This is a genomic window from Mesorhizobium sp. M0910 (genome assembly GCF_040319465.1).
Classification (GTDB): domain Bacteria; phylum Pseudomonadota; class Alphaproteobacteria; order Rhizobiales; family Rhizobiaceae; genus Mesorhizobium.
Genome location: NZ_JAMYNZ010000008.1, coordinates 68525 through 81555 on the forward strand (window position 1 = coordinate 68525; position 13031 = coordinate 81555).

14 protein-coding genes are annotated in these 13031 nt (G+C 62.1%); 4 read left to right on the forward strand and 10 right to left on the reverse strand.

The features are described 5' to 3' along the window. Positions 1–6: 6 nt before the first annotated feature. Positions 7–633: a glutathione S-transferase family protein gene (locus tag NKH78_RS20690; protein WP_352883670.1), complete on the forward strand. Its 627-nt coding sequence runs from the start codon at positions 7–9 to the stop codon at positions 631–633. Between the two features lie 121 nt (positions 634–754). Here the strand turns inward: NKH78_RS20690 and NKH78_RS20695 are convergent, their stop codons facing one another. The 3 genes from NKH78_RS20695 to recA form a co-directional block, all read right to left on the reverse strand. Beyond that, positions 755–1534: a PhzF family phenazine biosynthesis protein gene (locus tag NKH78_RS20695; protein ID WP_352883968.1), complete on the reverse strand. Its 780-nt coding sequence runs from the start codon at positions 1532–1534 to the stop codon at positions 755–757. A 58-nt stretch (positions 1535–1592) separates the two neighbouring features. Beyond that, on the reverse strand, positions 1593–4259 hold the full coding sequence (alaS, locus tag NKH78_RS20700) for an alanine--tRNA ligase (RefSeq protein WP_352883672.1): 2667 nt from the start codon (positions 4257–4259) through the stop codon (positions 1593–1595). 259 nt (positions 4260–4518) lie between these two features. Next, positions 4519–5616 carry a recombinase RecA gene (gene recA / locus NKH78_RS20705; protein WP_023674696.1) on the reverse strand — a complete coding sequence of 366 codons (1098 nt, stop codon included), beginning with the start codon at positions 5614–5616 and terminating at the stop codon, positions 4519–4521. A gap of 277 nt (positions 5617–5893) precedes the next feature. On the opposite strand from recA, the gene NKH78_RS20710 reads away from it, so the two are divergent. Then, complete coding sequence (locus NKH78_RS20710; protein WP_352883674.1) at positions 5894–6826, forward strand: PfkB family carbohydrate kinase; 933 nt, start codon at positions 5894–5896, stop codon at positions 6824–6826. 34 nt (positions 6827–6860) lie between these two features. Here NKH78_RS20710 and NKH78_RS20715 read toward each other — a convergent pair whose 3' ends face one another. Next, entirely contained in the window at positions 6861–7184 is a 324-nt protein-coding gene (locus NKH78_RS20715; RefSeq protein WP_352506440.1) for a TfoX/Sxy family protein, read from the reverse strand. Positions 7185–7275: 91 nt separating this feature from the next. Here NKH78_RS20715 and NKH78_RS20720 point away from each other — a divergent pair, with 91 nt between their 5' ends. Next, positions 7276–7773: a GFA family protein gene (locus NKH78_RS20720; RefSeq protein ID WP_352506441.1), complete on the forward strand. Its 498-nt coding sequence runs from the start codon at positions 7276–7278 to the stop codon at positions 7771–7773. A gap of 35 nt (positions 7774–7808) precedes the next feature. Here the strand turns inward: NKH78_RS20720 and sufA are convergent, their stop codons facing one another. Beyond that, on the reverse strand, positions 7809–8189 hold the full coding sequence (gene sufA, locus NKH78_RS20725) for a Fe-S cluster assembly scaffold SufA (protein WP_006206001.1): 381 nt from the start codon (positions 8187–8189) through the stop codon (positions 7809–7811). Between the two features lie 132 nt (positions 8190–8321). Between sufA and NKH78_RS20730 the strand changes: the two genes are divergently transcribed. Continuing rightward, positions 8322–8933 carry an STM3941 family protein gene (locus NKH78_RS20730; RefSeq protein ID WP_352506442.1) on the forward strand — a complete coding sequence of 204 codons (612 nt, stop codon included), beginning with the start codon at positions 8322–8324 and terminating at the stop codon, positions 8931–8933. Here the strand turns inward: NKH78_RS20730 and NKH78_RS20735 are convergent. From NKH78_RS20735 to NKH78_RS20755, 5 genes are all read right to left on the reverse strand, one after another. Continuing rightward, positions 8857–9252 (reverse strand): SUF system Fe-S cluster assembly protein, encoded by a 396-nt coding sequence (locus NKH78_RS20735; protein WP_352458424.1) that lies wholly within the window; start codon positions 9250–9252, stop codon positions 8857–8859. The two genes, NKH78_RS20730 and NKH78_RS20735, sit on opposite strands and share 77 nt — an antisense overlap. 5 nt (positions 9253–9257) lie before the next feature. After that, positions 9258–10499, reverse strand: coding sequence for a cysteine desulfurase (locus NKH78_RS20740; protein WP_352506443.1), 1242 nt, complete (start codon positions 10497–10499; stop codon positions 9258–9260). A gap of 179 nt (positions 10500–10678) precedes the next feature. Beyond that, positions 10679–11947 (reverse strand): Fe-S cluster assembly protein SufD, encoded by a 1269-nt coding sequence (gene sufD / locus NKH78_RS20745; RefSeq protein ID WP_352506444.1) that lies wholly within the window; start codon positions 11945–11947, stop codon positions 10679–10681. Between the two features lie 43 nt (positions 11948–11990). After that, the gene (sufC, locus tag NKH78_RS20750) at positions 11991–12746 is read right to left on the reverse strand and encodes a Fe-S cluster assembly ATPase SufC (RefSeq protein ID WP_352506445.1); all 756 of its coding nucleotides are present in this window, start codon (positions 12744–12746) and stop codon (positions 11991–11993) included. Beyond that, on the reverse strand, positions 12746–13012 hold the full coding sequence (locus NKH78_RS20755) for a hypothetical protein (RefSeq protein WP_352506446.1): 267 nt from the start codon (positions 13010–13012) through the stop codon (positions 12746–12748). The genes sufC and NKH78_RS20755 overlap by 1 nt, the downstream gene beginning before the upstream one ends. Between the last annotated feature and the right edge of the window lie 19 nt (positions 13013–13031).

The window sequence follows — 13031 nt, forward strand, 5'->3', positions numbered from 1 at the left end:
CGCGACATGGGCAAGCCGGTCGTCTACGGCGCGGACTACAGCGTCTATGTGCGCATCGTGCGGCTGGTGCTCGAGGAAAAGGGCGTCGGCTACGAGCTGGTGCCCGTCGACGTCTTTGCCGCCGACGGCATTCCCGGCTGGTACTTCGAGCACCAGCCGTTCGGCCGCATCCCGGCCTTCGAGCATGACGGCTTTCGCCTCTACGAGACCGGAACGATTGCCCGTTATGTCGACGAAACCTTTGACGGCCCGGCGCTGCAGCCGGTCGAAGCCCGGCCTCGAGCACGCATGAACCAGATCACCGGCATGCTCGACGCCTACGCCTACAGGGCCATGGTCTGGGATGTCGCGGTCGAGCGGCTGGAGAAAACGCCACCCGACGAAGCCGTGATCGCCAACGGGTTGCGGCAGGCGAGAACGGCATTGCAGGCGCTGTCGTCGCTGAAAGCCGAAGGGCCTTGGCTGTTGGGGACGGACCTGACGCTGGCCGACCTGCACGCTGCGCCAATCATCAGCTATTTCGTCAAGGTCGCCGAGGGGCAAGCCCTGCTGGCGGAGTTTGCCGATATTCGGGATTGGTATGTGCGCATCGCGGCGCGTGCGGGTTTTGCGAAGACCGAAAAGGCAGAGTGAGGAGACAAGCATTCGGCAATAGGCCTTCTGGTGATTAGCGAAAGCCGAAGTGACATCCAATCTCCCCCCTTGCGGGGGAGATCGGCAGCTTCGCCGAAGGCGACCCACTGCGAAATACCGCTCAATCGGGAAGGTAAATCTCCGCCTTCATGAAGGTCTTCGCACGGCCTGTGATCAGCACGCGATCTCCGGCCAGTTCGCATAGCAAATGCCCGCCGCGCTGCGAGCATTGGAATGCCGACATATGCGTCTTGCCGAGCTTTTCAGCCCAGTACGGCACCAATGTCGCATGAATGGAGCCAGTCACCGGGTCCTCGGGAATGCCAGCTCCGGGTACGAAATAACGCGAGACGAAATCATGGGCTCGCCCAGGCGCGGTAATGACCAGGCCGAGAGGATGAAAACGTCCGATCCTGAGCAGATCGGGAACGAAAGATCGCACGGTTGTCTCGTCGGCAAGCTCGACAAACAGGTTCTCGAAATTGCGGAAGCTCGCAGCCGGCCGCTGAGGCAATATCGCTTGCAGCGCCGAGTTCAGCTCGTCCTCGACGGGCTGCGGCGGAAAACACGGCAGATCGAGCTGATAGGCGCCTTCCCGCCGGGAAACCCGCAGCGCGCCCACCCGGGTGGCGAAGGCCATTTCGCCCTGACCATTGTATTCCGTAGTCAGCACATGGGCGGCCGCAAGTGTAGCATGGCCACAGAAGTCGACTTCATGAACCGGCGTGAACCAGCGCAAATCCCAACCCTCGCCACTCGGCCGCGCAAACGCGGTTTCAGCAAGATTGTTCTCGTTTGCGATGGCCTGCATCACGTCGTCCGATAGCCAGTCCTCCAAAATGAGAACGGCAGCAGGGTTGCCCTGGAAAGCCCGTTCGGCAAAAGCGTCGACTTGATACATAGTCAACGTTGCCACCTCATCCCCGCTGCCACTTCGGCCTGTCCTTACTGGTGCAGATTCACGCAGCTTCCAGCGCCGCCTTCACCGCAGCGATCGCGTCTTCGGCCTTCGACGCGTCCGGGCCGCCGGCCTGGGCCATATCGGGTCGCCCCCCGCCGCCCTGCCCGCCCAATGCCGCGGACGCGACGCGCACCAGATCGATGGCGCTGAAGCGGCCGGTCAGATCATCGGTAACGGCGACGACGACGCTCGCCTTGTTGTCCTCGCCGGCGCCGACAAAGACGACGACGCCGGAGCCGAGGGACTTCTTGCCGGCATCGGCCAACGGCTTAAGATCCTTTGGCGAGACGCCCGATACCGCCTTGCCGAGAAAACCGACACCGGCAATGGTTTCGTTCTCCGCAGGCACACCAGCTGGCGAGCGATCGCCCAGCGCCAGCTTCTTGCGTGCCTCTGTCAGCTCCTTTTCGAGCTTCTTGCGCTCGTCGAGCAGCGCCTCGACGCGGGCCGGCACATCGGCCGCCGAAATCCTCAGCGTGGCGGCGGCCGCCTTCAGCCGCTTGTCCTGTTCGTCGAGATGCTTTCTGGCGGCCTCGCCGGTCAACGCCTCGATGCGGCGCACGCCGGCAGCGATCGCGCTGTCGGACACGATGCGCACCAGGCCGATATCGCCGGTCGCCCTGACATGCGTGCCGCCGCATAGCTCGACCGAATAAGGCCGGTTGGCCTTGGCGCCATGCAAGCCCGTGCCCATCGAAACGACGCGCACTTCATCGCCATACTTCTCGCCAAACAGCGCCATGGCGCCCTCGGCGATGGCGTCGTCGACAGACATCAGTCGCGTGATCACCGAGCCGTTCTGAACGACGATCTCGTTTGCCATGCGCTCGACCTCTTCGAGCTCGTCCGGCGAGATCGGCTTGTTGTGCGAAATGTCGAAGCGCAGACGCTCGGGCGCGACCAGCGAGCCCTTCTGCGCCACATGGGTACCCAGCACCTCGCGCAGCGCCTCATGGATCAGATGTGTGGCGGAATGGTTCGCGCGCAGCCTGGAGCGCCGCGCGTGGTCCACCTTCAGCTCGACGGTCGCGCCCGTCTTGACAGTGCCATTGGCCACCTTGCCGAGATGGACGAAAAGCCCATCGGCCTTCTTCTGGGTATCGGATATCTCGATCGAGAACCCGTCGCCCGAAATGACGCCGGTATCGCCCATCTGGCCACCGGACTCGCCATAGAACGGCGTCTGGTTGACAACCACGGCAACGGCGTCGCCTTTGCCGGCACTGTCGACGGTCTTGCCGTCCTTGACCAGCGCCTGGATAAGGCCTTCGGCCTGCTCGGTCTCATAACCCAGGAATTCGGTGGCGCCGGTCTCCTCACGCACCGCGAACCATACCGTCTCGGTTGCGGCCTCACCGGAACCAGCCCAGCTTTTGCGTGCCTCCGCCTTCTGCCGCTCCATTGCCTCGGTGAAGCCGGCAAGGTTGACCGAGATGTTGCGCCGGCGCAGCGCGTCCTGCGTCAGATCGAGCGGAAAGCCATAGGTGTCGTAGAGCTTGAACGCTGTCTCGCCATCCAGCATGTCGCCGGAGGCCAGCTTCTCCGTCGCCTCCGAAAGCAAGCCCAAGCCGCGCACCAGCGTCTTGCGGAAACGAGTTTCCTCAAGCTTCAGCGTCTCGGTGATCATCTGTTCGCCGCGCACCAGTTCCGGGTAGGCTTGGCCCATCTCGCGGACCAGCGCCGGCACCAGGCGCCACATCAGCGGATCGCGGGCGCCGAGCAACTGCGCGTGGCGCATGGCGCGGCGCATGATGCGACGAAGCACGTAGCCGCGTCCTTCGTTGGACGGCAGCACGCCGTCGGCGACCAGGAAGCAGGACGAACGCAAATGGTCGGCGATGACCCGGAACGATGCGACGGTGTCCGCATCCGGACCTTTGCCGAGCGCCGACGATGCAGCGTCGATCAGGTGGCGGAACAGGTCGGTTTCGAAGACGCTTTCAACCCCTTGCAGGATGGAGGCCATGCGCTCGAGGCCCATGCCCGTGTCGATCGACGGACGCGGCAGGTCGACGCGCTGTTCCTTCGTCACCTGTTCATACTGCATGAACACCAGGTTCCAGAATTCGAGGAAACGGTCGCCATCCTCCTCGGGGCTGCCGGGGGGGCCGCCCCAGATATGCTCGCCACGGTCGATGAATATCTCCGAACACGGCCCGCAAGGCCCGGTGTCACCCATTGCCCAGAAGTTGTCGGAAGTCGCGATGCGGATGATGCGATCGTCCGAAAGGCCGGCGATCTTCTTCCAGTACGAGGCCGCCTCGTCGTCGGTGTGGTAGACGGTGACCAGCAGCTTCTCCTTCTTCAGCCCGAACTCCCTGGTGATCAGGTTCCAGGCAAGCTCTATGGCGCGCTCCTTGAAATAGTCGCCGAAGGAGAAATTGCCGAGCATCTCGAAGAAGGTCAGGTGGCGCGCAGTGTAGCCGACATTGTCGAGGTCGTTGTGCTTGCCGCCGGCGCGAACACTCTTCTGGGCAGTCGTGGCGCGCGAATAGGGCCGCTTCTCCAGACCGGTGAAAACGTTCTTGAACTGCACCATGCCGGCATTGGTGAACATCAGCGTCGGGTCGTTGCGCGGCACCAGCGGGCTTGACGCGACGACCTCGTGACCTTCCTTGCGAAAATAGTCGAGAAATGCCGACCGGATCTCGTTGACGCCACTCATGAAATACTGCCTTTTCGAGAGAACCGCCGGCTGCCGGCGGAAAATAGACATGGCCTTTTAGCGGTCGCACCGCAGCCTGTCCAGAAACACCAAATGGGCTCAAATTCCCGCTTTCACCAGCGCTTTGAAATGGCTTCTGCCCCGCCATCAAACGCAAACCGCCGGCACGGGGCCGGCGGCGAAACGCATCGATTACGCAAACTCAAAATCAAAACATCAAATCGAAACCCGGCTGAGGCTCCGCGAGGCGTCGCCTGCCCTACATCACCCCAGCGTCGTCCTCGAAACCGTCGTCGCTGCTTTCGGAGCCGCCGTTTTCAAGGAATTTCTCGGCGATCAGCCCGGCATTCTGTCGCAGCGCCAGCTCGATCTCGCGCGCCGTGTCGGGATTGTCGCGCAGGAACAGTTTTGCGTTTTCGCGGCCCTGGCCAAGACGCTGCGAATTGTAGGAGAACCAGGCGCCCGACTTTTCGACCACGCCGGCCTTGACGCCGAGATCGACCAGCTCGCCGGTCTTGGAGACGCCCTCGCCATACATGATGTCGAACTCGACCACCTTGAAGGGCGGCGCCAGCTTGTTCTTGACCACCTTGACGCGGGTCTGGTTGCCGACAACCTCGTCGCGATCCTTGACCGAGCCGATGCGGCGGATGTCGAGGCGGACCGAAGCATAGAATTTCAGCGCATTGCCGCCGGTCGTCGTCTCGGGCGACCCGAACATGACGCCGATCTTCATGCGGATCTGGTTGATGAAGATGACCATGGTGTTGGAGCGCGAGATCGAGGCGGTGAGCTTGCGCAGTGCCTGGCTCATCAGGCGCGCCTGCAGGCCGGGCAGCGAATCGCCCATCTCGCCTTCGATTTCCGCCCGCGGCGTCAGCGCCGCCACCGAATCGACCACCAGCACGTCGATGGCGCCGGAGCGCACCAGCGTGTCGCAGATCTCCAGCGCCTGCTCGCCGGTATCGGGCTGCGAGATCAATAGGTTTTCGAGATCGACGCCGAGCTTGCGGGCATAGACCGGGTCGAGCGCGTGCTCGGCATCGACGAAGGCGCAGATGCCGCCCTTCTTCTGGGCTTCGGCCACCGTGTGCAGCGCCAGCGTCGTCTTGCCCGAGCTTTCCGGCCCGTAGATCTCGACGATGCGGCCGCGCGGCAGGCCACCGACGCCAAGCGCGATGTCCAGCCCAAGCGAGCCGGTCGGCACCGTTTCGATCTCGACGACCTGCTCGTTTGCGCCGAGCCGCATGATCGAGCCCTTGCCGAAGGCACGCTCGATTTGCGACAGAGCCGCATCCAGAGCCTTTGATTTGTCCACCGCTTTGTCCTCTACAAGCCGCAAAGAATTCTGAGCCATGATACATCACCCCGTGGTCGTCAATGGAGGCCGGACAATCCCGCAATCCTTAAAAGAATGTACCTCGTTTGTTCTCATTTGTCAATGAGCGGCAAGGATTTGAAAAATAACGGATATCCATATTTGTTCTATTTTTGTTTCGTAAATTTGCTTCCGGATGTATCCGGCCTCGCATGCGGCGCCGCTGCCGTCACCAACCGAATCGCACCCGCGATTGCAGGGTTCCGCCCAGCGACCTAGTCTCCTACCGGGCAACAGCAAAGGGCATTTTGCCGGCATGATGAACTCCCCGACGATCCTGGCCGTGGGCGGCGCCTATATCGAGCGGCGCGGCCGGGTTGCCGGCGCCTTCGCGCCAGCCGCCTTGAACCCCGGCACGATGCGCGAGCATGTTGGCGGCGCCGTCTTCAACGCCTTGCGCTGGGCGGTGCGGCGCGGTGCCTCGGCCTCGCTGCTTTCGGTGCGCGGCGGCGATGCCCTTGGCGACACGGTTTTACGCGCCGTCACCGAGGCCGGCATTGCCGACCTGTCGGCGGTGTTCCTCGACCGGGCAACGCCAAGCCATACGATGCTGATCGATAGCGATGGCGGACTGATCGCCGGCCTTGCCGACATGGTGCTCTACGAGCTGGCGCTTCCCAAGCAAATTCGCCGCGCCAAGGTGCGCGAAGCTATCGGTTCGGCCGATGCGATCCTGTGCGACGCCAACCTGCCGTCGACCGCGCTGGAGCGGATGGCGGCACTCGCCGCCGGCAAGGCGGTGTTTGCGCTTGCCGTCTCGCCCAACAGAGCGGCGCGGCTGACGCCGGTGCTCGGACTTCTAGCGCTGGCCTTCATGAACCGGCACGAGGCCGGCGTGATCGCCGGCGTTGACATCGATGCTGACGATCAAGGCGTCATCGACGGCCTGAGACGCGCCGGCCTGAAAAGCGGCGTGGTCACCGACGGCGACGGTCCGGTGCTCGGTTTCGACCAAACCGGCGCGTTCTCGATCTCGCCACGGCCGCTACAAAAACGGACCGACGTTGCCGGCGCCGGCGACGCATTGGCAGGCGCCACGATCGCTGCCCTGCTGCGCGGCCTGACGCTGCGCGCGGCACTGCGCGAAGGCATTGCCGCCGCGGCGCTCGCCGTCGAGCGCGCCGCCTTCACCAGCGCCAGCTTTGCCGAGGCGCTGGCGCTCGTGCCCGAGGCGCGGGAACTGGCGTGAAATGCGGCCCGGAATTGCCGAAGCATGACGCAGCCTATTTGCCGGCGCGCCGTCCTGCCTCGTAGGCACGCCGCGCCCAGATCGCCATCTCGTCTGGATCGTCGAAAGCGCTGTCGGGAACGCTCCAATAGGGCATAGACACGAGCTTGCCGTGGCGCGAGTCGGTGTAGGTCCATTGCCGGCACCCGGCCGCTTCGAAATCCGGCGCGCTTTCGGCGTCCGCCTTCAGCATCAGTTCGCCACGGACGACGATGGCGACGATGACGCCGTCGAAATAGATGCCCTTGCCGCCGAACATCCTGCGGATGCTGACCGGGCCGAGGCCTTCGAAAAGCTCTTCTATGCGCTCGTTGTCCATGCGGCGATCATGTCACCCGGATTTCCCCTTGTCATCGACGTAACCGGCACCATCCTGACAAGTTCAGAATCAAATTTCGTCGGAGTTTTTCATGCCGCTTCTGCTCAAAGGATCTTGCCGGTGCAATGCCGTGCGTTTCGAGGTGGAAAGCCACACGCCCGTGCCGTTCATGCTGTGCTATTGCTCGATCTGCCGCAAGCAGCAGGGCGGCGGCGGTTTCGCCATCAATCTCGGCGCCGATTACGAGACGCTGAAAATCCATGGCAAGCGCCATCTCGGTGTCTATCGCGCCGAGATCGAGGACGACGAGCACCCGCACCGCGAAACCTCGACGGGCGAGCGGAACTTCTGCACGAAATGCGGGACGGCGCTCTGGCTCTACGACCCAACCTGGCCGGAGCTGGTGCATCCCTTCGCCTCGGCGATCGACACAGACCTGCCAAAGCCGCCGGAGAAGGTGCATCTTATGCTGAAATACAAGGCGAACTGGGTCGAGCCGGAGATCGGCAAAAGGGACAAGGTCTTCGACGTCTACCCGGAAGAATCAATTGCCGACTGGCACAAACGAACAGGAATGTGGGTGGATTAGGTCCCTTCTCCCCGTGAACGGAGGAGAAGGAAAGATCAGGCGGAAGCGCGCGCTTCAGCCAAGGCCTTCAAATCGGCCGGCTTCAGTTCGACCGATTCGCCGCAGCCGCAGGCCGAGCTCTGGTTCGGGTTGCGGAAGGTGAAGCCGGTGCGCAGCGTCGTCTGCTCGAAATCCATCTCGGTGCCGAACAGGAAAAGCGCTGCCTCCGGCGCGACATAGACGTGGGCGCCGTCGCGCTCGATGTGGTCGTCCTTGGTGTTGGGTTCGGTCACCAGATCGACGGTATATTCCATGCCGGCGCAGCCACCCTTCTTGATGCCCAGGCGGATGCCATGCGCGTTCTCGCGGGTCGCGACGATCTCGCGGACCCGGTCGGCGGCCTTTTCGGTCATGGTGATGACGGCGAAGCGTCCCATATCGTTCTCCACTTTCACGCGGGTTCAAGGCCTGCGGATCATTCTTACCTAAGATGGTGAAGTTTTCTGCTTACTGCAACCAATTTGGATGTAATTTCAGTTGGCGACAATCGAAGTATGGCGAGAGGCTAAATGCTTGACACCAATCAAACAGTTGAATTTCGGTCATCTCCTGCTCGGCTCGGCCTGCTGGCTGTTATATCGGTAGCGATGACAACTTTAGGCATTGCGCTTGGATGGCGCCTAGTGCCGAATATCGCTCCAGGTAGCTTCAAGCAATTTCTCGGTTGGATAACGGCTATATTGTTCACCGGCACTTTTGTGATCGCTGTGGTGCGTCTTTTCGATTTGAAACGGCCGACGCTAGTTTTGTCGCCTAAGGGCTTTTGGGACGTCCGCCTGTCAGCAGAGTTCATTCCATGGAGTGTCGTGAAGCACATTTCTGAGCGGAGTTACCGGCGACAAAAGTTCCTTTTGGTAGAAGTCCTAGAGAGCGTCTGGCAGAGCCCATCTTTGACCAAAATGGCGCGCTGGAGTCGGGGACCCAATAGAGCGATGGGTTTAGACGCGATGTGTATTGGCACGGGAGACCACGACGTCAAGTTTGACGAGCTGTTCTCAGCGATCACGGCTTATGCCAAAGCATACGGTGCAAGGTCGACTGATCTCAATACCAGCCCACCGCCACCTGTGCCTCTTCCGACATGCGGTCGGGCGACCAGGGCGGGTCGAAGGTCATGTTGACCTCGACACCGGAAACGCCTTCGACGGCGCCGACGGCATTTTCCACCCAACCCGGCATTTCGCCGGCCACCGGGCAGCCGGGTGCGGTCAGCGTCATGTCGATCTTGACCGAGCGGTCGTCCTCGATGTCGATCTTGTAGACAAGGCCAAGTTCGTAGATGTCGGCCGGGATTTCGGGGTCATAGACCGTCTTCAGCGCCGAGACGATGTCGTCGGTCAGCCGCGCCAGTTCGTCGGCAGGAATCGTTGACCCGGAAACCGCCGCATTGGTGGTCATATCCAGTGCCGTGCTTTCGGCGGTGTGGCTGGCATCATCCATGATCGTCACCCGAAGAACTTTCGCGCCTTTTCCAGCGCATCGGCCAAAGCGTCGACTTCGGCCCTGGTATTATACATGCCGAACGATGCCCTGCATGTGGATGTTACGCCGAAGCGTTTCAACAGCGGTTGGGCGCAATGCGTGCCGGCGCGGACCGCCACGCCCTGCCGGTCGATAACCATCGACACGTCATGGGCGTGAATGCCCTGCAGCTCGAACGAGATGATGGCGCCCTTGCCGGGCGCATCGCCGAAGATGCGCAGCGAGTTGATGGCGCGCAGCCGCTGATGCGCATAGTCCTTCAAATCGGCCTCGTGCGCTGCGATGCGCTCACGGCCGATCTTTTCCATGTATTCCAGCGCAGCACCAAGCCCGATCGCCTGCACGATCGGCGGCGTGCCGGCCTCGAAACGGTGCGGCGGGTCGTTGTAGGTGACGATGTCTTGCGTCACCTCCTCGATCATCTCGCCGCCGCCCATGAACGGGCGCATGCGCTCCAGAATATCCTTCTTGCCGTAGAGCACGCCGATGCCCGACGGGCCATAAACCTTGTGGCCGGTGAAGACGAAAAAGTCGCAGTCGAGGTCCTGCACGTCGATCGGCATGTGCACGGCGCTTTGGCTGCCGTCGACCAGCACCGGAATGCCGCGGGCATGGGCGATGCGCACGATCTCCTTGATCGGCGTCACCGTGCCCAGCGCGTTCGACATATGTGTGATAGCAACCAGTTTTGTGCGGTCGGTCAGCCGCTTCTCGAATTCCTCGATGTGGAAGACGCCGAGATCGTCGACCGGCACCCAGACCAGTTTCGCGCCCTGCCGTTCGCGGATGAAATGCCACGGCACGATGTTGGAATGGTGCTCCATGATCGAGAGCACGATCTCGTCGCCTTCGCCGATATTGGGCATGCCGAAACCATAGGCAACCGTGTTGATCGCCGCCGTGGTGTTCGAGGTGAAGACGATGTTGTCGGTGCTCGGTGCGTTGAGGAAACGGCGCACCGTCTCGCGCGCCTTCTCATAGGCGTCGGTCGCAGCATTGGACAGGAAATGCAGGCCGCGGTGGACGTTGGCATATTCCTGGGAATAGGCGTGCTGGATAGCGTCGAGCACGGCCTGCGGCTTCTGCGCCGAGGCGCCATTGTCGAGATAGACCAGAGGTTTGCCGTAAACTTGCCGCGACAGGATCGGGAAGTCGCGGCGGATCGCCTCGACGTCGTAGGGGATGTTTTCGACTTTCTGGTCCATCACAAGCTCTCTCGAGGCATCGCCTCATTCCGTCCAGCACCCCTCATCCGACCGAGCTTCGCTCGGCCACCTTCTCCCACAAGGGGAGAAGGAAGAGCGCCTCTCCTTCTCCCCTTGTGGGAGAAGGTGGCGCCGAAGGCGACGGATGAGGGGTGTTGGCACCAACCCCTCAGTCACCTCTACCCGTGCGTCAAAAACCAATCGTCGAGCCGACGTTCCAGCGCCTCGACGATGGCCTCGTCGTCCAGTTCCTCGATCACTTCGGCGACGAAGGCCTTGACCAGCAAGCCGCGCGCGGTCTTCTCGTCGACGCCGCGCGCCATCAGGTAAAACAGATGGCTGTGGTCGATCTCGGTGACGGTCGCGCCATGGCCGCAGACGACGTCGTCGGCGAAGATTTCGAGTTCCGGCTTGGTCGAGAACTCGCCGTCGTCCGACAGAAGCAGCGTGTTGCAGGCCATCTTGGCGTTGGTCTTCTGCGCATATTGGTGGACGTTGATGCGGCCCTGGAAGACGCCGCGCGCCTTGCCGGTCACCACATTGCGGATGACTTCGGTCGATGCGGTATGCGGCACGGCGTGGTCGAGCACCATGGTGACGTCGGTATGGGTGTCGCCGGCGAGCAGATTGATGCCGCGCAGCGTGAATTCGGCGCCCTCGCCGGTCGTCTTCACAACGACCTCTTGGCGCACCAGTCTGCCGCCGGCATTCATGACGAACAGCGTCAGCTTCGAATTCTTGCCGAGATGCGCCTTGAACTGGGCGAGATGCGTCGCCGTATCCGGCTGCTCCTGCACGACAAGCCATGTCACTTCGGCGCCCTCGCCAAGCACAAGCTGGCTGACCGAACTGACCAGCGCCGCCCCCTCGCCCGCCTGGCGTTCGACGATGACAGCGTTGGCGCCGGCACCGACACGGACGGCCAGGCGTACATGCGTCTGTCCACCGGCCTGCAGATTCTGCAGCTCAAGCGGCTTTTCCAGTTGGGCGCCGTCGGCGATGTCGACGAAATAGCCGTCGGCGACAAAGGCGGTGTTGAGCGCGCCGATGGCGTCGTCGCTGCCATAAGAATCAAGCCCAGATGCTGCGCTGCCGTCGGTCAGCTTCTCCGACAGGCGCTGCACGGCAACGCCTTCGATATCGGGCAGTTTCATATTCGAAACGCCGTTCAGCACCGGCAAAACGCTGGAGCCCTCGACGATCGGCGCAACGGCTTTCGCGACCGCTGCCGGATCGAAGTCCGGCACCGAGATCAGCAGCCGGCGCAGGTCCGTATAGTGCCAGGATTCGACGCGCCGCGTCGGCAGGCCGCTCTTGATCGCCTCGATGGCGTCGTCGCGCTTCAGCATCACCGCGCCGTCGCCGGGCAGCAGCGACAGCCGCTCGCCAAAGGCGTCGATCAGCGCCGTTTCGGCCGGTGTCCGCTGGGGTGTCGTGTGCATATTCATCAGTATCGCCTTGTTTGGCTTGCCTTCCGGGCCTGCTGGCATCTCACGCGGCTTGCCCGATCACGCCGGCATAGCCATTGGCCTCGAGATCGAGCGCAAGCGACTTGTCGCCCGACTTGATCACCTGGCCCCTGTAGAGCACGTGCACCGTATCGGGCACGATGTATTGGAGCAGGCGCTGGTAGTGGGTGATGACGACGATGGCGCGGTCCGGCGAGCGCAGCGTGTTGACGCCGTCCGCGACGATCTTCAGCGCGTCGATATCGAGGCCGGAATCGGTCTCGTCGAGGACGCAAAGCTTCGGCTCGAGAAGCTTCATCTGCAAGATCTCGGCGCGCTTCTTCTCGCCGCCGGAAAAGCCGACATTGAGCGGCCGCTTCAGCATCGCCATGTCCATGTTGAGCGAGGCCGCCGCGTCCTTCACGCGCTTGAGGAATTCCGGGATTTTTAGCGGCTCCTGGCCGCGCGCCTTGCGCTGCTCGTTCATCGCCACTTTCAGGAATTCCATCGTCGCCACGCCCGGTATCTCCATCGGATACTGGAAGGCGAGAAAGATGCCGGCGGTAGCGCGCTCGGCCGGATCCATTTCAAGGATCGACTGGCCGTTGTAGAGGATGTCGCCCTCGGTGACCTCATAGTCCTCGCGGCCGGCGAGGATATAGGACAGCGTCGATTTCCCCGAGCCGTTCGGCCCCATGATGGCGGCGACCTCACCGGCCTTCACCGAAAGATTCAGGCCGCGGATGATCTCGGTGCCGTCATCGACGATACGGGCATGGAGGTTTCTGATTTCAAGCATTATTTTCCACTTTCTTGTTCGCGGTGCCCGGCCTGCGACGGAACTTTTCTAAAAGCTCGAAAAGCGCGTACAAACTTGCTGGTGACCAACATCCAGCCAAAAAACCCAGCCGCGCTTAAGCCTGCAATCGAACCACCAATAGTTTTTGTCGAACTCAAGCCAAACACTGCGCCTATCAACGCCATCACAGCACCACCAACAGCCAATGTCAGCAAGAGCATCAGAACGGCAAATATCAAGCCTTCCACCCGCTTGAACAAATCCATGATCGCCGTTCCAGTTAAC

Coding starts and splice junctions, on each gene's coding strand:
- NKH78_RS20690 (WP_352883670.1), top strand. CDS start 7: ATGGGCAAGCCGGTCGTCTACGGCGCGGACTACAGCGTCTATGTGCGC.
- NKH78_RS20695 (WP_352883968.1), bottom strand. CDS start 1,534: ATGTATCAAGTCGACGCTTTTGCCGAACGGGCTTTCCAGGGCAACCCT.
- alaS (WP_352883672.1), bottom strand. CDS start 4,259: ATGAGTGGCGTCAACGAGATCCGGTCGGCATTTCTCGACTATTTTCGC.
- recA (WP_023674696.1), bottom strand. CDS start 5,616: ATGGCTCAGAATTCTTTGCGGCTTGTAGAGGACAAAGCGGTGGACAAA.
- NKH78_RS20710 (WP_352883674.1), top strand. CDS start 5,894: ATGATGAACTCCCCGACGATCCTGGCCGTGGGCGGCGCCTATATCGAG.
- NKH78_RS20715 (WP_352506440.1), bottom strand. CDS start 7,184: ATGGACAACGAGCGCATAGAAGAGCTTTTCGAAGGCCTCGGCCCGGTC.
- NKH78_RS20720 (WP_352506441.1), top strand. CDS start 7,276: ATGCCGCTTCTGCTCAAAGGATCTTGCCGGTGCAATGCCGTGCGTTTC.
- sufA (WP_006206001.1), bottom strand. CDS start 8,189: ATGGGACGCTTCGCCGTCATCACCATGACCGAAAAGGCCGCCGACCGG.
- NKH78_RS20730 (WP_352506442.1), top strand. CDS start 8,322: ATGCTTGACACCAATCAAACAGTTGAATTTCGGTCATCTCCTGCTCGG.
- NKH78_RS20735 (WP_352458424.1), bottom strand. CDS start 9,252: ATGGATGATGCCAGCCACACCGCCGAAAGCACGGCACTGGATATGACC.
- NKH78_RS20740 (WP_352506443.1), bottom strand. CDS start 10,499: ATGGACCAGAAAGTCGAAAACATCCCCTACGACGTCGAGGCGATCCGC.
- sufD (WP_352506444.1), bottom strand. CDS start 11,947: ATGAATATGCACACGACACCCCAGCGGACACCGGCCGAAACGGCGCTG.
- sufC (WP_352506445.1), bottom strand. CDS start 12,746: ATGCTTGAAATCAGAAACCTCCATGCCCGTATCGTCGATGACGGCACC.
- NKH78_RS20755 (WP_352506446.1), bottom strand. CDS start 13,012: ATGGATTTGTTCAAGCGGGTGGAAGGCTTGATATTTGCCGTTCTGATG.